This is a genomic window from Pseudomonas sp. JAI120, assembly GCF_014207255.1.
GTDB lineage: Bacteria > Pseudomonadota > Gammaproteobacteria > Pseudomonadales > Pseudomonadaceae > Aquipseudomonas.
The window spans coordinates 976,057-997,703 of record NZ_JACHCZ010000002.1 but is presented as its reverse complement, the minus strand read 5'-3'; the positions used below and the strand labels follow the sequence as shown (position 1 = coordinate 997,703).

Here is a 21,647-nt window from a genome sequence, read left to right as displayed (position 1 = left end):
CTGCCGAATGCTGGAAGGGTGTTGTGGGCCACAACACTTGCGTGAATGCCGTCACCGCTGCCGAATGCTGGAAGGGTGTTGTGGGCCACAACACTTGCGTGAATGCCGTCACCGCTGCCGAATGCTGGAAGGGTGTTGTGGGCCACAACACTTGGCATGTAGCCGTCACGCATGCTGAACCCTGACAGAGTGATTCGGCCCGAATCACTCGCAAGGTTGCCCGCGTCAACCACTGAGCTTGAAGTCATGGATGTGATCCCCGATTGGGTTTGAGCAGATGCAACATTCCACTGAGTGTATTTCTCGCGGTTTGTACCGACTCAGGACTACGGGGGAGGGCAGCTGTTTTCGCCGGTTGAATGGCATTTGGTGGCGGTTCAACAGCCCCCTGGCATCCCGGGCTGGATCTGGCCTTTCCCTCAGGATCCCATTGGCTGTTGAAGTCTCCACGGACTGCCATGCCGACAAGCGTCATCAAGTAACCAAGCGGGTTTCGTATCCCCCCCGCGTCACAACGGTGCACCCATTGCTTGATGAGCGCTGGTTTCAACTCTGTCGGGACTTTTTGCAGCGCCATGACCGCGTTTTGTTTTTGATCAACCGGTAGCCGATGCAGTGCATCGAGTAAATCGGCGGCCATGTCGGTCGAGGTGAGTGGTACATGTACAGAGCTTTTACAAACAGCTTTGTGTGTATCTGTATACGTACTATATGAGTTCGGATTCCGAACTAAGTCCGAACCCAGTGATTTGCGGCTGAGTTCGGGATCCGAACTCGGCTCTAAAGTGAATTGCCCTCCGCCGTTTTCACTAAGTTCGGTATCCGAACTCAGTGCCGACTGGGCTAGGTTTTGCGGTGTTCGGATTCCGAACTCAGGCGCTTTGACTGCACCTTGTGCCTGCGCTTTTGTCCAGGCCTGGCTGTTCAAGCGGTTTTCGATAATGTCCAAACGGCTGGGCAGGCGCTGGCCAACGTCAGGGTCAGAAGCGAATTCTTTCCAGGCAATCTCAGCAACTTCGCGTATCACCTTGGTCTGGTGCACCATGGACTGCGCAAGAAGCTGTAAATAATCCTTATCGAATTCTATGGCTTCGGCCGGTGTAACCGGTTCGTCATGAAGCAAGTAGACGTTACCTTGAATTTGTCCACTCAGGTCATTGCGCACACGGCGGCCCAGGCTTAGCCAGCGTGTAAGCCGTAGAGTGACCAATGCTTTTGATACGGTTTCTCGCGAGGCCGGCCTGCCGGGTTGCATGCCCAGATATGGCCGTAGTTGGTCATAGGTGGGGAACGCCGTAAGGCCGTCGTCATTGATCAGTAGCCGGAACACCTGCCAGGTGTTTCTTTCAAGCGGGGTAAGTCGGTCATCCAGAAGCAATCTGCGAGGCACCGTCTCGTGTGGGTTCCCGCTGAATATAATTCCGGAGTAGGGGGCAGAACCTTCGATCCCCGGAGGTGCCGACTCTTTTTTCTGAAGCAAGTGAGCTTCAAGGTGGCCCGAGGCCGAGTCTAAAAGCGTCGACAATGGGAGCCGAGACAACCTCATAGTACGGGATCACCTTCCGCCGGTGTCGCTGCAGGCTGAGCCAGTCGATGAGAAGACACCAGCTGTAGCTTTCTCGGGAGGCCCGTGCTTGCAGGGGGATAAAGCCCCTCCTTTATCCAGGACTGAATGCGATGCCAGATAATTGCTAGACTGAGGTTCTCGGAGCTTCCATCTGCATGGGTGTCCTGGGGTGTGTTGAGCTCTTCGGCGACCAGCATGGCGATATCCAGCAAGGCGAGGCTGTCTTCAAGCTCAACCTGATGTTCCTGCATCAGGTGCGTCCATCTGTACCAAAGGTGAGCGTCCATCTCCTCACTGAATTCTCGCCACCGGCCGCGACGTGCCGTTACACCGATCATTAGGCGTTGAAGGGCTACGTCCTGGGGTGATAGCCCGAAGAACTGTTGCAGCATCTGAGTGGTCGCCCCTAGTCGAAGCGCACGTTCGATCGTGCGCACTTCTTCATCAGACCGCTGCGCCCCTATCAGCAGTTTTTTCACCATCTCTCCATCGATGGTGACGTTGCACCAAGAGACTGGAGTGTTGAGCAATAAGCTCAGGACTGACGGTTGTTGGAGCTGGGCCAGGATTTCAGGCTCCAAACCCATCTCGATGCAACGCCGAAGTTGGCCGTTGCGCATGTGATGAAGCACCTGAGACAGGATGGCTTCGTTGATTGGTATCTTGGACATGACGACTCCCCTCGTAGTGGTCCTGTTTTAGCTGGCTGGGTTCGCACTATCGCCGGCAGTTAACTTGACCTCTAAATCAATCAAACGCCTTGCGAGTCGAATTATTCGGAAGAGCTTCACCAGTGCGCCGTCGCTGAGGCGGCCTTCAGTCTCTGGGGGGGTGTCTTTCGTATAAGGCTGGCCAAGTAAGAGCTGCCCAAGCCCAGCTGCGAATTCGAAGTCGGTCAAAGCGTCGACCTGCAGATCGGGCTGCTCCTGAATCATTTTCAGAACGATGGCCACCGAACCGCTTAAAGACTGAAGAAGCGTCAACGTATGCTGGGCTGTAGCAGTGATTTCCACTTCTCCTTCCGCATCGGGGTGTCGATAGCTGAAACCCACGCCACCTTCGATATCGATAAATTGACCAGGTGCTTTTACCGAGCTGGCAATTTCACGAGCCAATTGCGCGATGTGCTGACGCAGGGTCATGGCATTGTCGATTTCACGCTCGATGTACCAAAGGTCAGATATGGGGTTGAGACCACCAGCTTGAACAGGGATGGCCACCAAGGCGTTGGAGGCAAAGTCGGGTAATACTTCACCATCAAGCGCAGCGAGCTCCCGTTTCATCTTGTCGACTTTGGGGGAGCTTTTCACTGGACTTGCGATGTGCCCATCAATGCGCTTTTGGCGCTCTTGCGGGCTCATTCCCTCTTGAGGGGGAGGGGCCAGCTTATGTTGGCCAGCAGGATGGGGAGGGCTCGCCGTGGTCAAAGTTGGCTTAGGCGTGCCATCAGAAACATGAGTTGATGGTAATTGTGACGGGTTCTGATTTGACTCAATGCTATTGTTTTGGAGACTCGACTGAGGCAACCCCTCAAGTTGCGAGACAGGATACTGAGGCATCTCAAGTACTGGTGTTGATCGGCGTAACTGGTCCTGGTTCTGAGTGATTTCCAGCAGTATTTTCTCGTAACCGAGATTTAACGGCTTTTTGAGCTGATCAATCAGCTCGTCCTGGAAGCGCTGGAACAGAAACTCCTCGGCGTCTCCCTCAAACTGGGAAAGGACATCTTGAAAGATGGTGTTGAAGTCTAGGTTCTGCTCGTGTTCTTTATAATTACGTTCCCAGCATTGAAGTGCTGTTTTGCGCAAAGAAAGAAGCTTTATGATCCTATCTACTCCAAGCCCGGAGTACAGCGCCCCAGGAATTGCTGGCAGCAAATAACGAATGGTGTCCTGCATACGGCTCAAGTGAGATGCAGAGACCGGGTATCCATCCGCTGAGAGGCGCCGGGAAAGCTCACGCAACGAGATAGATTCTCCAGTTTCTGTTTCATACAGGGATCTTGCTTTGTCGACGCCAACAGCTCTCTCAATAAATAGAAGCTGGCCCTGCAGATCGTTTTCAGCCAAGTGTCCGGTGAGCGAAATGATTTCACCCCGAACAGTGTCCCAAGGGCGGAATAGGCAGTGAAACTTAAAGAACTTCTCGTCCCCGGTCTCACGATACAGCTCGTTTAGAATGGCCAGGCGCGTGTTGCCACCGTTTCGGATCCGGTACTTCTCCTCACCAGGTTTGCGCGTGACGGGAGGGGGCGTGTCGAGACCTCGATTGCGTATGGACTCTTTAATTTCATCGTACTTCGGGTTTCGAGTTGTCCGTGGGTTCTCGTCATACGGTAATGTTTCATCGAGCGTCAACAACATAGGGGTATCGACGATTGGATCGCTCATGCGCGCAGCTACCGGCGAATTTGATTGAAAGGCCGGCAGTTGGAGTTTCTCTTTCATAGTCTGAGCCAAAGACTGTTTCATGCTCTAGCTCCAGGCAGCTCACAGGCTGGTGCTGTTGCCAATAGTTGATCAATGATTTTTAGTGCACGATCAAGAGCCGCCTCTAGCTCGACTGTAGTCTCCAGGCGATGGACAATTTCCGAGTTCATTGAACGGGTGTTTTCACGCGCTCGCAGCGCGATCCGTTCACGCATCCCATCAGGGAGGCGGACGACGAATTTTTCTTCCAACTGACGTTTTGGTTGGTTGCTCATGGTGTGCTCCGATGCCTTGGGTTTAAGGTTTGTGTTCAGCGACGTTTCAACTGATCAGTGAGTTGGGTGGGCAACCCCTTAATGATTAACGTGCTGGATGCCTCGTCGTACTCAATCTTGTCCCCTAGCAGGTGCGCTTCAAAACTGATGGACAAGCCTTCGGCACGGCCGGTGAACCGACGGAATTGGTTGAGAGTGCGTTTATCCATAGGGATTTCCGGTGACAGGCCGTAGTCCTTGTTTCGGATGTGATCGAAGAACGCCTTGGGCCGATCTTCATCAATCAAGCCCGACAGCTCTTCAAGGCCCATGGGCTCGCCGAGCTTGGCCTGGCTGCTGGCGTAATCGACCAGGGTCTTGGTTTTTTCGCGGGCGGATTCGTCCGGCAGGTCTTCGCTTTCGACGAAGTCGCTGAAGGCCTTGAGAAGGGTGCGCGTCTCGCCTGGGCCGTCGACGCCTTCCTGGCAGCCGATGAAGTCGCGGAAGTATTCCGAGACCTTCTTGCCGTTCTTGCCTTTGATAAAAGAGATGTACTGCTTGGACTGCTTGTTGTTCTGCCACTCGGACACGTTGATACGCGCTGCCAGGTGTAACTTGCCCAGGTCGAGATGGCGCGACGGGGTGACGTCCAGCTCATCGGTCACCGCCACGCCTTCGCTGTGGTGCAGCAGGGCGATGGCGAGGTAGTCGGTCATGCCTTGCTGGTAGTGGGCAAACAGCACGTGGCCGCCGGTGGAGAGGTTGGACTCTTCCATCATCCTCTGCAGGTGCTCGACGGCGGTGCGGCTGAACGTGGTGAAATCCAGGGCACTATTGAGATATTCCTTCAACCAGCCGATGAACGGGTGCGCTCCGGACTCGGCATGGAAGAAACCCCAGGCCTTGCCTTGTTTGGCGTTGTAGCTCTCGTTGAGGTCGGCAAGCATGTTCTCGATGGCCTCTGACTTAGCAAGCTCGGAGTCACGGGCGTGGAGAACTGCAGGTGTGCCGTCGGGGTTTTTGTCGATCAGATGAACAATACAATGACGGATAGGCATTAGATTGCCTCCTGAGTGTGTTGGGTTTGAGCTCGATCGGCACGGCGAATGCGAGCTTTGGCGTTGAGGGCCGCGCGGTAATCGCTTGCGGTCGACGATGTGTAGATTGATCCAAGGCCGGGCTTGGTAAACTGGATGTGGCCACCTTGAGTCCGCGACACAGTCCAACCATTGGCCCTGGCAAATTCCACCAGGTGGCGAAGGTTCTCGTGCTTTCCGCGTATGAGGTTGGTCGTCATAGCTCTGCGTCCTTGTCTGCTAAAACGTTCCCTGCCTGAATCGCGATGATTTCGGCCTGGTCACCCGGGAATTTGCTGCCGAGCTCATGCAGAAAATTTCGAGTTGCCTCGCGCGGGCCAGGCACGCGGAACACGACGGTGCAGTGCTGCACTGGCGCGGGGTGTTGCAGGTGAGCCATGACCGCCACTTTCAGTGAGCAGTTTTGGAGGTGCCAGGGGACCCAAACCGACCAGAAGTAACTTGATAGCAAGGCGCCTGCGCACAGCAGTTCAACGGCGATGGTTGCGCTGAGCGTGTCGGCCAGCTCGACGTAGCCGAGCTTCTGAAATTCCAACAGGTCCTCTCGCATGCTCACTGGGACCACGGTGCTGTGGTCACGAGTAAGACGGCCGACTGCTTGAGCTAGAGCATCAAGTTCTACTGGGTTGACGCCCGTTTTGTGGGCGTGAACCACGGCAGAGGCTTCGAAGACTTCACCGGCCTGAATGCTTGGAAAAAGCGCAGCGTTACTGTGCATCTGACACCTCCCGAAGCTCCTCGATGTCGTAGCTGTTGCAACTGGGACAAATCAGAATGTCCACTTCACCATTGAGAGCGGTTGGGGCAGGTACGCATTGCTGGACTTGCTGCAATGCATGATGTGTATCGCAGTTGCGGCACCAATGGGTGACGGCAACCGGAGCGAGGGTGCTCATAGGTGTGCTCCTTGCCAGCTACTATTGGCACTGAGGTTTGCAAAGCGGGTTTGGTGCGGAATGAACGCGGTGCGAACGGTGCCGGTTGGGCCGTTTCTCGCCTTGCCGAGAATGATTTCTGCAATACCTTTGTGTTCGGTCTGGGAGTGGTACACCTCGTCCCGATAGACGAACATGATCAGGTCTGCGTCCTGCTCAATGGACCCGCTATCACGCAAGTCAGCGTTGATCGGACGTTTATTTGGGCGGCGCTCCAGCTCCCGATTGAGCTGCGAAAGTGCTACCACTGGGCAATTCATCTCCTTCGCCAGTGCTTTGAGAGACCTGGAAATAACGCTGACTTCGTTGGCCCTGTTTTCATGACCGGGGCAGTGCATGAGCTGCAGGTAATCGATCAGGATCAGACTTGGGTGTCCGAAGCGGCGAGCAGCGCGACGAGATTTGGCCCTTATCGCGGCAGGCGTTAGTCCTGAGGAGTCATCAATGACCAGCCGCTCGCCATATCTATCAATACGCGAAACAGCTGCAGATAACTTCGGCCAGTCGTCGTCATCGAGCTTGCCCTTCAACAGTTTCCCAAGATCGAGATGACCTAAGATGGCCATCAACCGATAGAGCATTGCTTCGGCTGGCATCTCCATGCTGAAGATCTGGACCGTTCGATCAAGCTGTGCCTGCAGAGCCGAATCTACGAAGTTCAAGGCAAGGGACGTCTTCCCCATTGACGGCCGTGCGCCGAGAATGATCAAGTCGGCTTTTTGAAAGCCCGACGTCATATCGTCCAAATCGTCCAGGCCTGAAGGCACACCGGTCACAGTGACGTTGCCGTTGAAATGTTCGTCAATTTGCTCGACGACTTTCGTCAAGCATTTGTTGATGTTGACGAATTCAGATGCGGTCTTGCCTTCGCCAAGCGCGAACAGCTGTTGTTCAATGGCCTCTTGAACATCTTCCGCGTTGGCCAGCGGATCCGTGGCATCGCGAGAGCATTGGTAGCCAAGAGACATGAGTTGTCTGAGCCGGGAGCGATTACGCACGATGGACGCGTAATGCTCAATGTTGGCTACAGACGGCGTATTCTTGGCCAGCTCGCCCAGGTAGCTCAGCCCACCGGCTTCGTCTGGTTCCTCCAGCGCGTTGAAGACGATGACGATATCGAACGGAACTGATTTGTCAGCAAGGCCGGCAATTGCACGAAACAGCAGCCGGTGGTCATGCCGGAAAAAATCAGATGCATCGAGTTTGTCAGCGACGAGATCCCAGGTGTTGTTGTCGAGCAGCAGCCCACCTAAAACACCTTGTTCAGCCTCTACGGAGTAGGGCGGAGAGAGGTCAAGGTGGTTCATTTCACCGGCTCCTGGCCAATCTGCAGAAAGCCGCTGCCGTTGCGTGCGCCCAAGGCTTTGACCATCTCGACTTCAACCTTTGCTGAATTGATCATTACCTGAGCAACTTCGGCAACGGCTTTAGCCCTCTCTATTTCCATCGGTTTCTCTGGGTCGAGAAGGCTTTCAATCGCAACGAACAGGTGATTGCGTAGATCTTCAATCTTGTTTTTCATGTTCAGCCTCCCGAATGGTGCGCTTGAGTTTGCCGACGGCGCGGATTGCAGATTTCAGCTCTTCCGGATAACGATGGATGGTGTTCCGGCGCATGCGCTCTGCTCGCGTGATCAGTTCCAAATTGCTGATGGAAATGTTGGATTTGTTTTCATCCTTGAAGCACACGCAATGACTTGTGGGGACTGGGCCGAAGTGTTCTTCCCAGAGCAGGACATGCACGGCTTTCCAATCGACAGGGGGGTAACCTGTGTCGGTAATTTTCCTCTGGAGATAACCGTCGGGTGTAAGGCGAGTGCTACCGATGGGGAGCCAGTTTCCCGGCTTGCTGCCTTTCTTGAATTGTGTTTCAACGGCGCGCCCGCTGGCCGGGCGTCCCTTGAGTCCTTTGTTCCAGGGCGTTGAGCCTTTAGAGAATCGAAACTGCGAGCCAAGCGTTCCGTCCAGTCGCCCGGATTGCGCGCTGAGAAGAAACGATTCGCTCTTTTTCAAACCCAGCCGGGAGGCTTTGGCGTATACCTGGTAAACCGATATTTTCAGTTCTGAGGCGAGCAGCTCAGTTCTCTCGTTGGGATAGCGATCAATTAGCGCGCGCTCTTCTTCCTCACTCCAAACGTGGTGCTTATGAGGCTGAGCAAGCCCCAATTGGGAGCGAGCTTGTTCCAAGGCGGCCATCGCCAACGGGGATAGTCTCAACTTGCTCATTGGCCACCCCCATGACCTAGGGCCTCATTTGCTTGCTGACCAACACCACGATGCAGCTTGGCGTGCTTCCCCTGATCCCATCCTGCTTGCAAAGAGCGAGTGTCGTGACCTTTGGCTTCGATGGGTTTGATAATGAATTCGGTGAGGTTTGGGTGATGCCATTCCAGGTAGGCTTGGATCTCCAGCACCGTGGTGTCGTCTGTCCCGCCTGTAAACTGGTTTACTTTAGAGGCGACGGCATTCAGCCATCCCTCGGCAAAGACTTGGCCACGGTGACGTTTTGTTTTCAGTTGGCAACGCTTCTGCTGAGCAACATGAGCTCGACGGGCTGCGACAAGTTGGTGATGCAGCGTTGAATAGGCGTGAGCGGCCAGCTCGGGCGAAATACCCTTCCCCAAGAATTTGAATGACCAGCCAGCCAGCGGATGAAAGTAGGCCAGGTGGGTGCAATCGAAGGCTTGTGCGCAGATTGTGGCCAGGTTGTGCAGCCAATCCTGCGGCGCCCGCCGGGTCTTGGTGCTTACACTGGCTTCTTCGATTGTTTGAGCAGCAACTTCGGTGTGTTCCAAGTTGTACTGGTTCATCAAATGGCGCGCTTGGCGAAGTGCAATTTCCACTTCGTTTGGGGCAGCACCTTGCGATTTGGCCAGCGCCATGAGCTTTGAGACCTTGCTGAGAACTTTTTGCTTGTCCATCATTCACCCCCATCCGCTTGGGTACGGGGGGAGAGCGCCTCTGACCAAAGGCGCAATGTTTCCTCTTCATCTGCAGAGAGGTGGACGCGGGCGACACAGTCTGCGACCTTCTGCTTCAACGCATCGAGACGATCCCGCACATTTGAGCCATCGTCATAAGCAATCTCCTGCTCTACAGCTTGCACCACCTCATTCCGCAGAGAGAGAACAGTGCTTATCCAGAAAGCACTTGGGCTGGTCCAGCCAATGAGTTTTCGCGTCCGCGCTGGGGATAGGTAATCACGGAGCCTGAGATTGAATTCTCTAGGGGAATACCCATTCTTGAAGACGTCCGCGCGGTTGAGCGTCAGGGCCGTTTTAAGAATATCTAAGAGAGGCTCCAAAGCCGCAGGTTGTGGGGCCATAGGTTCTAGATATGTTTCAGCTACCAGGCGCTTGGCTTCGGCATCTCGAGATTGCTGACGGCGTTTGGCTTTGTTTTCGTCGCGGCCGCGCTTTTCCTTCGCGTGCTTTATGTTGGCATTGACCGAATCAATGAGCTTCGCGGCGTCCTGCAAAAGCTGACGCTGTTCAATGCTTAACTGAGCGCCTATTCGACCGGGTAAATGGATACCGCCTGTCAGGGAGTGGATTTCCCGCGCGGTCCCACTTAGCTTGGCTTGCAAAGTGCGCAATTGCTGAGCTCTGTAGTACTTGCCAACCTCTAGGATGAGATCAGCGGTAATGCCGCGGGCATCGGTAATGGAGGGCTTTGCCATATCAGCGTCCCTCCTTGACCAGCTTTGCCACGCGCTCCTCTGTCATGGCTTCGAAGCGGTCGCGCCATTCTGGAAAGAGCTCAATGGCCAATTGGCGGATGACGACAAGGGCTGCAGGGGATATGCGGTTGGAAGGCTGCCGGTATTCCAGGCGGTGTACTGGGACGCCCAGGGATGCAGCGCTACGAAACACCACTGCGGTGGGTATGACGCTGTCCAGAACGTTGATTTCGTCATTGTCCTGAAATATTTCCCGTACCGACTGCTCGATCATCTGCGCGTCGGTGGTTTGGTCGAGATTGTTGACGACGATCCGCACGGGAGGGATTTTCATTCCCAGGCGACCGTAGGCGCGCAGGCCGTCTAACATCTGCATGGTTCCCCGGCTGAATTCCCGTGCAGCGAGCATGTTGGGCGGAAGTGGGGATATGACCAAATCAGAGGCTAGGACCACCATTTCAAGCATGGCCGATCTGGCGCCTTGGGTGTCAATCAGTACCAGGTCGTAATGATCTTTGAACGCCGGCATCAGGTTGGCGAGTCGCAACCGTCCGTCAGGTGCTTGCAGGAGCAGGCTGTTCAGTTGATTGTTGATGTCGTTGGAAATGACAAGCGACAGGTTTGGGATCGCGGTGCTGGATATGATCTTGGCGGATTCGGTGATATTGAACGCGAGCAGGTCGTAGATGCCACCTTGGGCTTCTTCGACCAATTGGTAATACGAAGAAAGGGAGGGCTGAGCAGGGTCCAGGTCGATAAGGAGTGTGCGAAGGCCCGCGTCCGCGCAGAAAGCGCCCAGGTTGGCCTCGATAGTGGTTTTGCCTACGCCGCCTTTGGTCGAAACGACCGCAGAGATTTTCATGGTTTGGAGCCTCTAATGTGGGTTCATTAGAGGCTGCGAGGCCACGGAAACAGCTATGTGTAGCGAACACGATCCTGAGCTTTGAAGCACTAAAACCAATTGTCTTTTAACCAATTGGTCGTAGGTTCGAATCCCACACGACCCACCATTTTTGAGACCAGTTAACGCTGGAATCGAATCTTAAGATCAGAGGCCAAAAGCGCTGATCGAAGAAGGCGACTGAAAGGTCGCCTTTTTTTTCCGGGGTATAGCGCAGTCCGGTAGCGCGCCTGCTTTGGGAGCAGGATGTCAGGAGTTCGAATCCCCTTACCCCGACCATATTAAAAATCCTCGTATCGAAAGATACGGGGATTTTTTTTGCCTGAAATTATCTCAACTCCAACATAAAACTAATGTGGGAGAGGCGGTTCCCCTCCCACATTGAACGAGTCCCACCAGGGACTCTGCCGTCAGTGAAGTTTCAGGCGCGGTTCAGTCCCGCGGCCAATCTTGCTGCCCAGCATCAACATCGCCGTGCGGAAGAAGCCATACAGCGCCATCTGGTGCATGCGGTACAGAGACACATAGAACATCCGCGCCAGCCAGCCCTCCAGCATCACGCTGCCGGTCAGGTTGCCCATCAGGTTACCTACCGCCGAGAAACGCGACAGCGAGATCAGCGACCCATAGTCGGTGTACTTGTACGACGGCAGGTCCTTGCCTTCGATACGCAGTTTCAACGACTTGGCCAGCAACGAGGCCTGTTGGTGCGCGGCCTGGGCCCGTGGCGGCACATTACGATCGGTGTCCGGTTGCGGGCAGGCGGCGCAGTCGCCAAAGGCGAAGATGTTTTCATCGCGGGTGGTTTGCAGAGTGGGCAGCACTTGCAGTTGATTGATGCGGTTGGTTTCCAGGCCGTCGATGTCCTTGAGGAAGCCCGGTGCACGAATCCCGGCGGCCCACACTTTGAGGCTGGCAGGAATCACCTGGCCACTGCTGGTGATCAATGCGTCTGCGGTCACTTCGCTGACCGCAGAGTTGGTCAGTACCGTCACCCCGAGCTTCTCCAGGGTTTTATGCACCGGCCCGCCGATCCGCTCCGGCAGGGCCGGCAGTACACGTGGGCCTGCTTCGATCAGGGTGATGTGCATGTTTTCCGGCTTGATGCGGTCCAGGCCATACGCCGCCAACTCATGGGCGGCGTTATGCAGTTCGGCGGCCAATTCGACCCCGGTCGCACCCGCGCCGACGATGGCAACGCTGATCTTTTCCACCACATCGGTCTGCCCGGCATGGGCGCGCAGGTAGTGGTTCAGCAACTGCTGGTGGAAGCGCTCGGCCTGCTTGCGTGTATCGAGGAACAGGCAGTGCTGTGCCGCGCCCTCGGTGCCGAAATCGTTGGTGGTGCTGCCTACCGCAATCACCAGGCTGTCATAGCCCAGCACGCGCGCAGGCACCAATTCGCGGCCTTCTTCGTCGAGGGTGGCGGCCAGCTGGATTTTCTTCTGCTCACGGTCGAGCCCGCTCATGCGCCCCAGCTGGAACTCGAAGTGGTTCCATTTGGCCTGGGCGACGTAATTGAGTTCGTCTTCCGAAGAGTTCAGTGAGCCGGCAGCGACTTCGTGCAGCAAAGGCTTCCAGATGTGGGTGAGGTTGGCGTCCACCAGCGTGATGCTGGCGGTGCCGCGCTTGCCCAGAGTCTTACCCAGGCGCGTAGCCAACTCCAGGCCGCCGGCGCCGCCGCCGACGATAATAATACGATGGGTCATGGGGATATCTCGCAAGGCTAAAAGAAATCGGAGCAGTTACCCCCGCGAGCGCCAGGCAGCTCATAGCGTCAGGTAACTCAAAAGGCGGCTCAGCAGGCCGAGCCCGATCACCACCACCAGCACCACACCAAGGAGCAGCCACGGCCGGAAAGGCTTGCGCTCGACTCGGTTCTGGGAGAGTTGCAGGTACTCTTCGACATGCTGTTGGTCGTCGGGGTTCAGGCGGCTGGTCATATAAGGCCTCGTCAGGTAGACGTTGCAAAGGGGCGCCACGTTACAGCGAGGGGATCAGAGGCTGATGCCCACGTCGAACACTATGCTGCGACCCAAGTTGTTGCGCAAGAAATCCGGCGCGTCCGGGTGGGCGAACAGCACCCGTGCAAACGTTGGCCCCACCAGCGACAGCGAGCGCCAGCCCTGGCGCAGGTATTCCGTTGGCGGTGGGAAGTGGCTGTTGAGGTCGAGCACTTCGCGCTTGAGACTGGTGAAGGCGACGATATCCAACTCGCCCAGGTCCATGCCGCGCTCCTTATAGTTGTGCGCTTTTTTGCGCAGCGTGGGTGCCAGGCGCAGCAGGAATTCATGGGCGGGGATGCGCCGAGGCTTGGCTTCGCGGCGCACCAGTTGGCTCAGGGAAAATGCACTGCGCCGGCGTAGCAACTCATCGCGCCATTCGTCGTTCAGGCGCCGGCCTTCATCGAGTACGAAAAACACCTCGAAACTGGCATCGCGAAACAGCACGTCAGGCGGCTCTTGCCCGGCGGGATGAAACTCTTCGGCGCGGTAGGGCACATTCAAGCCTTGCAGCAGGCGCTGGCAAACCCAACGCTCACGCTCCCATTTGCGGGCATTGGACAGGAACGCATTGGCTTGTTCGGCTGCTACGGTGAGCAGGCGCAAATAATCTGAGTCATCCATGCTTGCAGCTTAGCGTCCAAATGATGACCGCAGGAAGTCCTGCTGCAAAAGCCAGGGTGTAGACTGGCCTTTCAAGCGTAATTCCCCCGAATGAGGAGCGTGCAGTGAAGTTTCTGGTGGTGCTATTGCTAAGTGTTTTACCGGTATGGGCACAGGCTATTGAAGTGGGCGAACGCCTCGCTCCCTGGACCTTGCTCGATCAATTCGACCAAGCCTATACCCTCGATAACCAGGCGCAGATTCTGTTGGTGGCGCGCAGCATGGACGCGGCCAAGCTGGTCGACGCGGCGCTGCAAGGCCAACCTAAAGGCTACCTCGAAGCGCGGCATGCAGTGTTCGTCGCTGACATCCAGCGCATGCCTCGACTGATCGCCAAATTGTTCGCGGTACCGGCCATGCAATCCTACAACTACCGCGTCATGCTGGACCGTGACGCGCGTATCGCCCCGCGTTATCCCGCGGCGGCGGATAAAGTGCTGTGGCTGCAGCTGGATAACGGTACGTTGGTTTCTCAACATGAATACGGCACCGCTGCCGAACTGCGCCAGGCCCTGGAGCAGGTGAAGCCGTGATCAGCGCCGCAGTGCTGGCGCCCACAACCCTCGGCATCGGCTGGCTGTTGTATGCGCCGGTGCTGTTATGGGCGATCCTGCGCTCGCCCTGGGTCGAGTTGTTTGCCGACCGGCGGCGTCAGCATTTGCTGTTCGGTACGGTGTTCGCACTGTTCATGTTGTGGTTGGTGCGACGGGACTTCGACACCGGAGTGTCCTACCACTTTATCGGTATGACCGCCGTAACCCTGCTGCTGGATTGGCCCCTGGCCATCGTCGGTGGTTTTGCCGCCCAGTTCGGGTTAATGCTGCTTGGGCGCCAGGACCTGACAGCCCTTGGCGTCAACGGCCTGCTGCTGGTCGTGCTGCCGGTGCTGATCACCGAAGGCTGTGCGCTTGTCGTCGAGCGAGCGCAGCCGCGCAATCCCTTCGTGTATATCTTCTGCTCCGGTTTTTTTGCTGCCGCGTTGTCGGCCTTGTTTTGCCTGCTGCTGGGGCTCGGGTTGCTGTGGTTCGACGGTCGTTTTGCTATGCCGGAATGGCTGGAGGATTTCGTCGGTTACCTGTGGCTGATCATCTTCCCCGAGGCCTTTATCAACGGGATGGTGATCAGCGCCCTGGTGGTGTTTTGTCCGGAATGGCTGGAGACATTCAACCGCACACGCTACCTCTCGGCGCCCTGGAAGGATGACGAATCGCAGCGTTGACCCAGATCAAATCCCGCGCAGCCGAGCAGGCCCATGCTCTGCGAAATTTTCCTAGGCAAGGCGGGAGCACGAATCATGAGTGTGTACGAGTGGGCACGGCAGGAGTTGCGCAGAAGCCAGGATGCGGCACAGGAAATCGGTTTCGACCCAGGCTTGACCCTGCGCGCGATGCTCAGTGCGGTGGTACAGCAGAGCAAGGGCGTACGCAGTTTCGAAGACCTGGCCGACGAGCTGCAATACCTCGCAGAAAACCTCGACGACCAGCAGGAATACGCCTTTATGCGGCCTTAGTGGCGTGGCGGCAAGTCTTCGGAAAACAGCTCGTCTTCGGCATCCGGAGCCACGGGAATCTTGTGTTCCTCGGCGGCCCACGCGCCCAGGTCGATGAGTTTGCAACGGTCCGAGCAGAACGGCCGGTTGAGGTTGGTCGCTTTCCATTCCACGGGTGCGCCGCAGGTTGGGCAGTCGACGGTCAAGGGTTGGCTCATGATCGGCCTCCACGCAAAGTAAGGTAAAAGTGGTGCAGTCGCTCGACCTCGCTGTGCAGCCAGGCGAGGTCCTGGTCATTGACCAGCACGTCATCGGCATGGTTCAGGCGGTCTTCACGGCTGGACTGGGCCTTGAGGATTGCCTGAACCTGTTGTTCGCTGATGCCGTCGCGCTGCAGGGTACGCTGAATCTGCAGCGATTGCGGCACATCGATCACCAGGATGCGCTGGGTCATGCTGTACTGGCCCGATTCGATCAGCAGCGGTGACACCAGGATCGCGTAAGGCGAGCGGGCGCGAGCCAGGTGACTGCGAATCTCCTCGCCAATCAACGGGTGCAGCAGGGCTTCCAGCCAGCGGCGCTCTTCGGGCACCTCAAAGATCAGCTTGCGCAGAGCTGCGCGGTCCAGCTGGCCGTCAGGCTGCAATACGCCAGCACCAAAATGCTCGGCGATGCGTGCCAATGCCGGGCGGCCGGGTTCGACCACCCAGCGCGCGGCGTGATCGGCGTCCACCAGGTCAATGCCCAGGTCGATAAAGTGCTGGGCTGCCGCACTTTTACCGCTGCCGATGCCGCCAGTGAGGCCAAGAATCCAGGGTGTTGCAACAGGAGTGGTCATCTGAAACCGACAGACTGCAAATAGAAGTCGGTTATTTGACCACCCCAGAGCACTGCAATCCAGCCGGCAATTGCCAGATACGGACCAAATGGCATCGGCGTGGACGCCTGGGTCTTGTGCAGGCGCATCATGATCAACCCGACAACCACCCCCACCAGCGAGGACATCAACAGTGTCATCGGCAATAGCTGCCAGCCACCCCAGGCGCCGAGCAGGGCCAGCAACTTGAAATCACCGTGGCCCATGCCGTCTTTGCCGGTGACCAGCTTGAACAGCCAGAACACGCTCCACAGGCTCATGTAGCCGATCACGGTACCCCATAGCGCGTCGGCTAATGTCGTCAGTAATCCAAAGCTGTTGACGATCAGCCCCAGCCACAGCAATGGCAGCACCAGCACATCCGGCAGCAACTGGTGGTCTGCATCGATCAGGCTCATCGCCAGTAATCCCCAACTCAACACCAGCACCGCTGCGGCTTCCCAGCCAAAGCCGAAATGCCAGGTGACCCCTGCCGAGATCAACCCACAGGCGAGTTCGGTGAAAGGGTAGCGGGGGCTGATGGCCCCCCGGCAATGGGCGCAGCGGCCCCTGAGTATCAGGTAGCTGAGCAGTGGGATATTTTCCCAGGGCCGAATGGGATGATCACAGTGTGGGCAACATGAGTTGGGGTGCATCAGGTTGTAGGTCGGCCCGTCAGGTTCGGCAGGTAGACCGAGCACCTCATGGGCTTGGGCACGCCATTCCCGTTCGAGCATTTTAGGCAGGCGCCAGACCAGCACGTTGAGGAAGCTGCCGACGATGAGCCCCAGTACCAACGCTATGGCGACAAAAGTCCATGGGTGCTCGTTCAGCAGCACGCTCAAAATGCGCTCCCTAACTGGAAGACCGGCAGGTACATGGCGATGACCAGCGCGCCGACAATCCCTCCCAGGACCACCATGATCGACGGCTCCATCAGGCTGGTGAGGTTGTCGACCTGGTTGTCCACCTCCGCTTCATAGTGGCTGGCGACCTTTTCCAGCATGTATTCCAGGGTGCCCGACTCTTCGCCGATCGCCGTCATCTGGATCGCCATGCTGGGAAACAGGCCACTGTTGACCATGGATTGATTCAGTTGCATACCAGTGGATACATCGTGACGCATATGTTCGATTGCCTGTTTGAACGGGCCATTTCCCACGGCGCCGGCGACTGAATCCAATGCCTGTACCAGTGGGACACCGGCGGCAAAGGTCGTGGAGAGCGTGCGGGCGTAACGGGCCACAGCGGATTTTGTCAGCAGTTTGCCTGCCAGGGGCGCTTTCAACAAACCGGCGTCCAGCCAGTAGCGAAAACCCGACGAGGTCCGATAAGCCTGGCGAAGTCCCATGGCGCCCGCGGCTATGCCCAACACCAGCATCCACCATGCGTGCTGCATGAACGCCGACAAGGCGATCACATGTAAGGTAAATGCCGGCAGTTTGCCGTCGACCCCGGCGAACAGGCTTTGGAACTGCGGCACCACATGGACCAGCAGTATGCCGGTGACCAGGCTGGCAACCACCAGGACTGCAATGGGGTACGTCATGGCCTTTTTGATCCTGGCCTTGAGCTGCTCACTTTTTTCCCGGTGGATCGCCACCCTTTCCAGCAGTGTCTCAAGCGCCCCGGCCTGTTCGCCGGCGGCCACCAGGTTGCAGTACAGCGCATCGAAATAACGCGGTTGTTTGCGCAATGCATCAGCCAGGCTGCTGCCGGCCGCGATCGCCTGTTTAAGTCCTTGCACCTGTTCGCGCACTGCTCGGTTGTCGACGCCTTCGCTGATGATGTCGAAGGCTTGCAGAAGTGGAACCCCTGCCTTCAGCAGCGTAGCCAGTTGGCGAGTGAGCAGGGTGATGTCAGCCGCTTTGACTGATGGTGCGAGGCTTGGCAGCAGCGGAGATTGCTTGCGCACACGGCCGGGGCTGATCCCTTGCTGGCGCAGTTGTGCCTTGACCAGGGCAGGGTTGTGCCCCTTGGTTTGCCCGGACACCCTGCGCCCTTTGCGGTTGATGCCTTCCCAGGCGTAAATCGTCGAAGCATTGTTCATGTCGCGGTTCCGCATACAGACTGTCGAAGATTTATAGCTTAGTCAGGTGACGGATTCGGGCATGCCGATGGCGCAGGATAAAAATGTCAGAATGTGCGTCTTGAACGCGATTGACCGCTTGCGGGTGAGTACACTGGCGCCGTTGCAAAAACGGGGTGCAGGACGCGCCTTGTCATGAGTTCTATTCTGGAGAGTGAATGTGATACGTCAGAAAGGCTTTACCCTGATCGAGTTGTTGATCGTCGTGGCAATCATCGGCATTTTGGCCACCATCGGCTTGCCCATGTACACCACGCACCAGGCCAAGGCCAAGTTCACTGCCGGCCTGGCTGAAATTGCCGCGTTGAAGGCCGGCTACGAAGACACCATCAACCAGGGCACCGTACCTACCTTGGCCTTGATCGGCGGCACCAGTCCCACCGCCAACTGCAAGATCGATGTGGCAGGCGACGTGGCCACGGGCGCGGGCTCCATCAGCTGCGAAATACTCGACGCGCCGGCGCCGGTGCTGGGCAAGACCATCAGCCTGGTGCGCAGCGCCACCGGCTGGAAGTGCACGACTACCGCTGAAGCGAAATATGTCGGCAAGGGCTGCGGCACCGACGGGGCATAACTGCTAAACCATCCACAGGGAGGTCGAGGTGGCCGATGGCGTTATCCGTACAGCAGCGAGGCGGAGTTTTCCTGATAGCAACTGCGTGCCTGATGACTGTCGGGATTTGCGCACCGTTCGGTGGGCATGATCTACAGCGTGGAATGCAAATTGCCATCGGGTTTTGCGCGGTGCTGTATGGGTTGTCGGTTACCTCGACTGAACCTTGGGTGGACAGGCCCACGGCCTGGGGAGTAGCGCTGGTTGTCGGGCTGGGCCTGCTGTCTTCGGCGCTTGCCCATCAGCCGCTGTGGGCGCTCACCGAAGTGGCGCTGTTTATCAGCTGCGCGGCGATTGCCGTCGCCTTTTCCCTGCTTCGTCGTCACGGCGGCGAGTCTTTGGATCGCGTGCTGATCCTGGTTGTGGTGGTGTTGTGCCTGATCAAGTCGGCCGAGTATCTCTATGCCGGTACGCTCGCGTTCACCAGTGGCGAGCGCGCGCTGGACCCTGACCGGCTGTTGTCCGGCTTTTCCAACAAGCGTTTCTACGGCCAGTTTCAGACATTTACCCTGCCATTGCTGGCGCTGCCTTTACTGATCCCGAATATCTCCCGTGCCTTGCGAGGTGCGATGTTTGCGTTGCTGTGTGTCTGGTGGCTGATCGCAATCAGCGGCGGCACGCGGGGTACCTGGCTCGGTATGGGCGTGGCAGGCCTGGTGTTGGCGGTGCTTGGGCCTTGGGGGCGTCGCTGGCTGGGCTGGCAGTTGGCCGCGGTGTTGGTTGGGCTGTTGCTGTATTGGCTGATATTCACGGTGCTGGCGGATTACCTGGGGATTGAGCTCTCCAGTGGTGCCGGAGATCGCCTCACCACCTCGCTGTCGGGACGTGGCCCTATCTGGTGGCAGGCGTGGTACATGCTCGTCGAGCGGCCGTGGCTTGGTTTCGGGCCGATGCATTTTGCCGATATCGCTAACAGGATTGCCGCTCATCCCCATCAGGCGATTCTGCAATGGGCTAGCGAATGGGGGGTGCCCTCGGCGCTGTGCGTGGCGGTGCTGGCAGGGCGAGGCGGCTGGGCCACGTTGGCTGTGCTACGCGAGCGAGCGCTGTCCGCCGAGCGTGTTGACCTGCTGCGTTTGTGCCTGTCTGCGGCGTTGGTGGGGGCGCTGGTGCAGTCCATGGTCGATGGCGTGATCGTGATGCCCAACTCCCAGGTCTGGTTGGCGCTGGTGGTGGGCTGGCTGATGGCGCTGCATGTGTCGCACATGCCAGCAAGCGCTGCGCTGCCGTTGGCCCGGAACCTATGGAAAGCCTTGGGTGTGTTGGCCGTTGGTCTGTTGGTGTTTATCGCGATGCGCGATGTGCCTCACCTCCAGCAAGCCCAGCAGCAGTACCAGGACGGCGAAGGTCGTCACCTGCAACCACGCTTCTGGGCTCAGGGGGTCATTGCCCGTTGAAGGGCGCAAGTTGCCGGACGCCCGATGCGGTGCTAGCTTTAGCCCACCGCCCGTGTAGCTCAGTTGGTAGAGCAGCGCACTCGTAACGCGAAGGTCGCAGGTTCGATTCCTGTCTCGGGCAAAAAGGCGCTACTGTTTTAGCTGCGGTGTTTTAACGGCAGTGTTTCAAAGGCAATGTTTTCAGATGATCCCAGAATGGTTCTGAAGGCCAGACGAGTTGGCACGTGTGCCCGCTCTTTTGTATCTGCGCAACCTTGATGACCCAGATGCATCCCCATTCCTCGATCTAAGAGAACAACATGACCACGACTGAAATGACCCAGGAAGTTCGGCATCAAGCAGCCCTCGAAAAATACCTTGAGGAATCGCCGCAGCTTAAAGAAGAGATCAAGGACCTGAGCGCCGATGATCAGCGCGACCAGATCCAGTGGGCCTTCGAGGACGAAGCCGAGAGCCAGGGCTTCCAGCCTTGGGAACTGACCCTCAAGTACACCTCGACACCGGAAGAATTCGAAGCGGCACGGCTGGCCTTGCACAAAGAGGCGGCCGAGGTGCTGGGTGTCGAATGGGAAGAGTATTGCGAGATGAACGATTTGGTCGTTTAAAAGCAGCTTGTAGGAGCGAGCTTGCTCGCGAAAATCGCTAACGATGACGCGGGCTGCCTGGTTCCCTGCGGCATTCTCAGGTTTTTCGCGAGCAAGCTCGCTCCTACCGTTAAGGTGCTCAAATACTGAGACGCATCGACAAATCCACTGCTTTCACATCCTTGGTCATCGCACCAATGGAGATGTAGTCCACCCCCGTCTCGGCGATAGGCAGCAGGGTGGTTTCATTGATCCCGCCGCTGGCTTCCAGCTTGGCCTTGCCGCCGTTCAGGCGCACGGCTTCACGCATATCTTCCAGGCTCAATTCATCGAGCATGATGATGTCGGCGCCCGCCGCCAGCGCTTCGCGCAGTTCGTCCAGGCTCTCCACTTCGATTTCCACCGGCTTGCCGGGTGCGATCTTGTGGGCGGCGCTGATGGCTTGGGCAATCCCGCCACAGGCCGCGATATGGTTTTCCTTGATCAGGAACGCGTCATACAAACCGATGCGGTGGTTGTGGCAGCCACCGCAGGTCACCGCGTATTTCTGCGCCAGGCGCAGTCCGGGCAGGGTTTTTCGGGTGTCCAGCAGCTTCACCTGGGTGCTGGCGACAAAATCCGCCAGGAACCGAGCACGTGTGGCGACCCCGGAGAGCAATTGCAGGAAGTTCAGGGCAGAGCGTTCGCCACTGAGCAGCGAACGCGCCGGACCTTCCAGACGGAACAGGACTTGGTTGGGGCTGACGCGCTCGCCGTCGGCCACCTGCCAGTGCACGGCAACCCGCGGGTCCAGTTGGCGGAATACCGCGTCCACCCATGCTGTGCCGGCGATGACGGCGTCGTCGCGGGTAATGATGGTGGCCGTGGCCAGCCGTTCGGCCGGGATCAACTGTGCGGTGATGTCGCCGCTGCCGATGTCTTCCAGGAGCGCGCGGCGCACGTTGGCTTCGATTTCGGCGGTGAGGTCGGCAAGACGGAGGTTTGGCATAACAGGCTCCACAAACAAAGTGTCCCGATTATAGGGGCAGCGTGCGTTTGAACCCAGGCTCACCACTCATTTACAGCGCAATGTCAGAGTTTGCTGGCGCAACC

General features: G+C 57.4%; 28 protein-coding genes, 2 tRNA genes and 1 pseudogene. 9 read left to right on the top strand and 22 right to left on the bottom strand.

Features of this window, described 5'->3' with window-relative positions:
• Positions 1–244: 244 nt before the first annotated feature.
• The 14 genes from HDC32_RS16450 to HDC32_RS16385 are packed head-to-tail and all read right to left on the bottom strand — an operon-like array spanning position 245 to position 10,822.
• Positions 245–1,546: an STY4528 family pathogenicity island replication protein gene (locus HDC32_RS16450; protein ID WP_184744706.1), complete on the bottom strand. Its 1,302-nt coding sequence runs from the start codon at positions 1,544–1,546 to the stop codon at positions 245–247.
• Positions 1,543–2,238 (bottom strand): DUF2857 domain-containing protein, encoded by a 696-nt coding sequence (locus HDC32_RS16445; protein ID WP_184744704.1) that lies wholly within the window; start codon positions 2,236–2,238, stop codon positions 1,543–1,545. The genes HDC32_RS16450 and HDC32_RS16445 overlap by 4 nt, the downstream gene beginning before the upstream one ends.
• Before the next feature lie 27 nt (positions 2,239–2,265).
• On the bottom strand, positions 2,266–4,038 hold the full coding sequence (locus HDC32_RS16440; RefSeq protein WP_184744702.1) for a ParB family protein: 1,773 nt from the start codon (positions 4,036–4,038) through the stop codon (positions 2,266–2,268).
• Positions 4,035–4,271: an Arc family DNA-binding protein gene (locus HDC32_RS16435; protein ID WP_184744700.1), complete on the bottom strand. Its 237-nt coding sequence runs from the start codon at positions 4,269–4,271 to the stop codon at positions 4,035–4,037. The genes HDC32_RS16440 and HDC32_RS16435 overlap by 4 nt, the downstream gene beginning before the upstream one ends.
• A 35-nt stretch (positions 4,272–4,306) precedes the next feature.
• Complete coding sequence (yejK, locus tag HDC32_RS16430) at positions 4,307–5,308, bottom strand: nucleoid-associated protein YejK (protein WP_184744698.1); 1,002 nt, start codon at positions 5,306–5,308, stop codon at positions 4,307–4,309.
• Entirely contained in the window at positions 5,308–5,547 is a 240-nt protein-coding gene (locus tag HDC32_RS16425) for a type II toxin-antitoxin system HicA family toxin (RefSeq protein WP_027606768.1), read from the bottom strand. The genes yejK and HDC32_RS16425 overlap by 1 nt, the downstream gene beginning before the upstream one ends.
• A complete protein-coding gene (locus HDC32_RS16420) occupies positions 5,544–6,065 on the bottom strand; it encodes a hypothetical protein (RefSeq protein WP_184744696.1) in 522 nt (173 codons plus the stop codon). The genes HDC32_RS16425 and HDC32_RS16420 overlap by 4 nt, the downstream gene beginning before the upstream one ends.
• Entirely contained in the window at positions 6,055–6,243 is a 189-nt protein-coding gene (locus HDC32_RS16415; protein ID WP_184744694.1) for a hypothetical protein, read from the bottom strand. The genes HDC32_RS16420 and HDC32_RS16415 overlap by 11 nt, the downstream gene beginning before the upstream one ends.
• Positions 6,240–7,589, bottom strand: a complete 1,350-nt coding sequence (gene dnaB / locus HDC32_RS16410) for a replicative DNA helicase (RefSeq protein ID WP_184744692.1) — start codon at positions 7,587–7,589, stop codon at positions 6,240–6,242. The genes HDC32_RS16415 and dnaB overlap by 4 nt, the downstream gene beginning before the upstream one ends.
• Complete coding sequence (locus tag HDC32_RS16405; protein WP_027606764.1) at positions 7,586–7,804, bottom strand: hypothetical protein; 219 nt, start codon at positions 7,802–7,804, stop codon at positions 7,586–7,588. The genes dnaB and HDC32_RS16405 overlap by 4 nt, the downstream gene beginning before the upstream one ends.
• Positions 7,788–8,507: an HNH endonuclease signature motif containing protein gene (locus tag HDC32_RS16400; RefSeq protein WP_184744690.1), complete on the bottom strand. Its 720-nt coding sequence runs from the start codon at positions 8,505–8,507 to the stop codon at positions 7,788–7,790. Before HDC32_RS16400 ends, HDC32_RS16405 begins: the two co-directional genes overlap by 17 nt.
• Positions 8,504–9,205, bottom strand: coding sequence for a DUF2786 domain-containing protein (locus HDC32_RS16395; RefSeq protein WP_409438482.1), 702 nt, complete (start codon positions 9,203–9,205; stop codon positions 8,504–8,506). Before HDC32_RS16395 ends, HDC32_RS16400 begins: the two co-directional genes overlap by 4 nt.
• The gene (locus HDC32_RS16390; protein ID WP_184744688.1) at positions 9,202–9,960 is read right to left on the bottom strand and encodes a hypothetical protein; all 759 of its coding nucleotides are present in this window, start codon (positions 9,958–9,960) and stop codon (positions 9,202–9,204) included. Before HDC32_RS16390 ends, HDC32_RS16395 begins: the two co-directional genes overlap by 4 nt.
• Position 9,961: 1 nt before the next feature.
• Positions 9,962–10,822, bottom strand: a complete 861-nt coding sequence (locus HDC32_RS16385; RefSeq protein WP_184744687.1) for a ParA family protein — start codon at positions 10,820–10,822, stop codon at positions 9,962–9,964.
• A 241-nt stretch (positions 10,823–11,063) separates the two neighbouring features.
• Between HDC32_RS16385 and HDC32_RS16380 the strand changes: the two genes are divergently transcribed.
• Positions 11,064–11,140: transfer RNA gene (locus HDC32_RS16380), tRNA-Pro, on the top strand.
• A gap of 131 nt (positions 11,141–11,271) precedes the next feature.
• On the opposite strand, the gene HDC32_RS16375 is transcribed toward HDC32_RS16380, so the two are convergent.
• The 3 genes from HDC32_RS16375 to HDC32_RS16365 are packed head-to-tail and all read right to left on the bottom strand — an operon-like array spanning position 11,272 to position 13,488.
• Positions 11,272–12,570, bottom strand: a complete 1,299-nt coding sequence (locus HDC32_RS16375; protein ID WP_145335397.1) for an NAD(P)/FAD-dependent oxidoreductase — start codon at positions 12,568–12,570, stop codon at positions 11,272–11,274.
• A gap of 60 nt (positions 12,571–12,630) precedes the next feature.
• Positions 12,631–12,804 carry a DUF3094 family protein gene (locus HDC32_RS16370; protein ID WP_016976295.1) on the bottom strand — a complete coding sequence of 58 codons (174 nt, stop codon included), beginning with the start codon at positions 12,802–12,804 and terminating at the stop codon, positions 12,631–12,633.
• A 54-nt stretch (positions 12,805–12,858) separates the two neighbouring features.
• The gene (locus HDC32_RS16365; protein ID WP_027604891.1) at positions 12,859–13,488 is read right to left on the bottom strand and encodes a DUF1780 domain-containing protein; all 630 of its coding nucleotides are present in this window, start codon (positions 13,486–13,488) and stop codon (positions 12,859–12,861) included.
• Between the two features lie 104 nt (positions 13,489–13,592).
• Here HDC32_RS16365 and HDC32_RS16360 point away from each other — a divergent pair, with 104 nt between their 5' ends.
• From HDC32_RS16360 to HDC32_RS16350, 3 genes are all read left to right on the top strand, one after another.
• Positions 13,593–14,060 carry an FAD/FMN-containing dehydrogenase gene (locus tag HDC32_RS16360; protein ID WP_145335392.1) on the top strand — a complete coding sequence of 156 codons (468 nt, stop codon included), beginning with the start codon at positions 13,593–13,595 and terminating at the stop codon, positions 14,058–14,060.
• Complete coding sequence (locus tag HDC32_RS16355; protein ID WP_145335391.1) at positions 14,057–14,746, top strand: energy-coupling factor ABC transporter permease; 690 nt, start codon at positions 14,057–14,059, stop codon at positions 14,744–14,746. Before HDC32_RS16360 ends, HDC32_RS16355 begins: the two co-directional genes overlap by 4 nt.
• 75 nt (positions 14,747–14,821) lie before the next feature.
• A complete protein-coding gene (locus tag HDC32_RS16350; protein WP_003171680.1) occupies positions 14,822–15,037 on the top strand; it encodes a hypothetical protein in 216 nt (71 codons plus the stop codon).
• Here HDC32_RS16350 and yacG read toward each other — a convergent pair.
• Genes yacG through HDC32_RS16330 form a run of 4 tightly spaced genes read right to left on the bottom strand, consistent with a single transcriptional unit; the run spans position 15,034 to position 17,922 of the window.
• Positions 15,034–15,234, bottom strand: coding sequence for a DNA gyrase inhibitor YacG (gene yacG, locus HDC32_RS16345; protein ID WP_003188437.1), 201 nt, complete (start codon positions 15,232–15,234; stop codon positions 15,034–15,036). The genes HDC32_RS16350 and yacG overlap by 4 nt on opposite strands.
• Entirely contained in the window at positions 15,231–15,854 is a 624-nt protein-coding gene (gene coaE / locus HDC32_RS16340) for a dephospho-CoA kinase (RefSeq protein ID WP_027604887.1), read from the bottom strand. Before coaE ends, yacG begins: the two co-directional genes overlap by 4 nt.
• Positions 15,851–16,717: an A24 family peptidase gene (locus HDC32_RS16335; protein ID WP_184744685.1), complete on the bottom strand. Its 867-nt coding sequence runs from the start codon at positions 16,715–16,717 to the stop codon at positions 15,851–15,853. Before HDC32_RS16335 ends, coaE begins: the two co-directional genes overlap by 4 nt.
• Entirely contained in the window at positions 16,714–17,922 is a 1,209-nt protein-coding gene (locus HDC32_RS16330) for a type II secretion system F family protein (RefSeq protein WP_145335387.1), read from the bottom strand. The genes HDC32_RS16335 and HDC32_RS16330 overlap by 4 nt, the downstream gene beginning before the upstream one ends.
• Before the next feature lie 202 nt (positions 17,923–18,124).
• Here HDC32_RS16330 and HDC32_RS16325 point away from each other — a divergent pair, with 202 nt between their 5' ends.
• From HDC32_RS16325 to HDC32_RS32245, 5 genes and pseudogenes are all read left to right on the top strand, one after another.
• A complete protein-coding gene (locus tag HDC32_RS16325; RefSeq protein WP_131698538.1) occupies positions 18,125–18,535 on the top strand; it encodes a pilin in 411 nt (136 codons plus the stop codon).
• A gap of 35 nt (positions 18,536–18,570) precedes the next feature.
• Entirely contained in the window at positions 18,571–19,971 is a 1,401-nt protein-coding gene (locus HDC32_RS16320; protein WP_184744683.1) for an O-antigen ligase, read from the top strand.
• A gap of 48 nt (positions 19,972–20,019) precedes the next feature.
• A tRNA-Thr gene (locus HDC32_RS16315) sits at positions 20,020–20,092 on the top strand.
• Between the two features lie 178 nt (positions 20,093–20,270).
• On the top strand, positions 20,271–20,576 hold the full coding sequence (locus HDC32_RS16310; protein WP_027604882.1) for a DUF6388 family protein: 306 nt from the start codon (positions 20,271–20,273) through the stop codon (positions 20,574–20,576).
• A gap of 21 nt (positions 20,577–20,597) precedes the next feature.
• Positions 20,598–20,687 (top strand): annotated as a pseudogene (locus HDC32_RS32245) (outer membrane lipoprotein carrier protein LolA); the annotation flags it as partial.
• Positions 20,688–20,694: 7 nt separating this feature from the next.
• Here HDC32_RS32245 and nadC read toward each other — a convergent pair.
• Positions 20,695–21,543 (bottom strand): carboxylating nicotinate-nucleotide diphosphorylase, encoded by an 849-nt coding sequence (gene nadC / locus HDC32_RS16305; protein WP_131698480.1) that lies wholly within the window; start codon positions 21,541–21,543, stop codon positions 20,695–20,697.
• Positions 21,544–21,647 lie beyond the last annotated feature (104 nt).

What these genes read in the sequence shown, in the direction of transcription:
- HDC32_RS16350 (WP_003171680.1), top strand. Translation starts at nt 14,822, where the DNA reads ATGAGTGTGTACGAGTGGGCACGGCAGGAGTTGCGCAGAAGCCAGGAT.
- HDC32_RS16365 (WP_027604891.1), bottom strand. Translation starts at nt 13,488, where the DNA reads ATGGATGACTCAGATTATTTGCGCCTGCTCACCGTAGCAGCCGAACAA.
- yacG (WP_003188437.1), bottom strand. Translation starts at nt 15,234, where the DNA reads ATGAGCCAACCCTTGACCGTCGACTGCCCAACCTGCGGCGCACCCGTG.
- HDC32_RS16310 (WP_027604882.1), top strand. Translation starts at nt 20,271, where the DNA reads ATGACCACGACTGAAATGACCCAGGAAGTTCGGCATCAAGCAGCCCTC.
- HDC32_RS16420 (WP_184744696.1), bottom strand. Translation starts at nt 6,065, where the DNA reads ATGCACAGTAACGCTGCGCTTTTTCCAAGCATTCAGGCCGGTGAAGTC.
- HDC32_RS16435 (WP_184744700.1), bottom strand. Translation starts at nt 4,271, where the DNA reads ATGAGCAACCAACCAAAACGTCAGTTGGAAGAAAAATTCGTCGTCCGC.
- HDC32_RS16440 (WP_184744702.1), bottom strand. Translation starts at nt 4,038, where the DNA reads ATGAAACAGTCTTTGGCTCAGACTATGAAAGAGAAACTCCAACTGCCG.
- HDC32_RS16370 (WP_016976295.1), bottom strand. Translation starts at nt 12,804, where the DNA reads ATGACCAGCCGCCTGAACCCCGACGACCAACAGCATGTCGAAGAGTAC.
- dnaB (WP_184744692.1), bottom strand. Translation starts at nt 7,589, where the DNA reads ATGAACCACCTTGACCTCTCTCCGCCCTACTCCGTAGAGGCTGAACAA.
- coaE (WP_027604887.1), bottom strand. Translation starts at nt 15,854, where the DNA reads ATGACCACTCCTGTTGCAACACCCTGGATTCTTGGCCTCACTGGCGGC.
- HDC32_RS16320 (WP_184744683.1), top strand. Translation starts at nt 18,571, where the DNA reads ATGGCGTTATCCGTACAGCAGCGAGGCGGAGTTTTCCTGATAGCAACT.
- HDC32_RS16390 (WP_184744688.1), bottom strand. Translation starts at nt 9,960, where the DNA reads ATGGCAAAGCCCTCCATTACCGATGCCCGCGGCATTACCGCTGATCTC.
- HDC32_RS16385 (WP_184744687.1), bottom strand. Translation starts at nt 10,822, where the DNA reads ATGAAAATCTCTGCGGTCGTTTCGACCAAAGGCGGCGTAGGCAAAACC.
- HDC32_RS16395 (WP_409438482.1), bottom strand. Translation starts at nt 9,205, where the DNA reads ATGATGGACAAGCAAAAAGTTCTCAGCAAGGTCTCAAAGCTCATGGCG.
- HDC32_RS16415 (WP_184744694.1), bottom strand. Translation starts at nt 6,243, where the DNA reads ATGAGCACCCTCGCTCCGGTTGCCGTCACCCATTGGTGCCGCAACTGC.
- HDC32_RS16445 (WP_184744704.1), bottom strand. Translation starts at nt 2,238, where the DNA reads ATGTCCAAGATACCAATCAACGAAGCCATCCTGTCTCAGGTGCTTCAT.
- HDC32_RS16330 (WP_145335387.1), bottom strand. Translation starts at nt 17,922, where the DNA reads ATGAACAATGCTTCGACGATTTACGCCTGGGAAGGCATCAACCGCAAA.
- HDC32_RS16425 (WP_027606768.1), bottom strand. Translation starts at nt 5,547, where the DNA reads ATGACGACCAACCTCATACGCGGAAAGCACGAGAACCTTCGCCACCTG.
- HDC32_RS16400 (WP_184744690.1), bottom strand. Translation starts at nt 8,507, where the DNA reads ATGAGCAAGTTGAGACTATCCCCGTTGGCGATGGCCGCCTTGGAACAA.
- yejK (WP_184744698.1), bottom strand. Translation starts at nt 5,308, where the DNA reads ATGCCTATCCGTCATTGTATTGTTCATCTGATCGACAAAAACCCCGAC.
- HDC32_RS16405 (WP_027606764.1), bottom strand. Translation starts at nt 7,804, where the DNA reads ATGAAAAACAAGATTGAAGATCTACGCAATCACCTGTTCGTTGCGATT.
- HDC32_RS16375 (WP_145335397.1), bottom strand. Translation starts at nt 12,570, where the DNA reads ATGACCCATCGTATTATTATCGTCGGCGGCGGCGCCGGCGGCCTGGAG.
- HDC32_RS16450 (WP_184744706.1), bottom strand. Translation starts at nt 1,546, where the DNA reads ATGAGGTTGTCTCGGCTCCCATTGTCGACGCTTTTAGACTCGGCCTCG.
- nadC (WP_131698480.1), bottom strand. Translation starts at nt 21,543, where the DNA reads ATGCCAAACCTCCGTCTTGCCGACCTCACCGCCGAAATCGAAGCCAAC.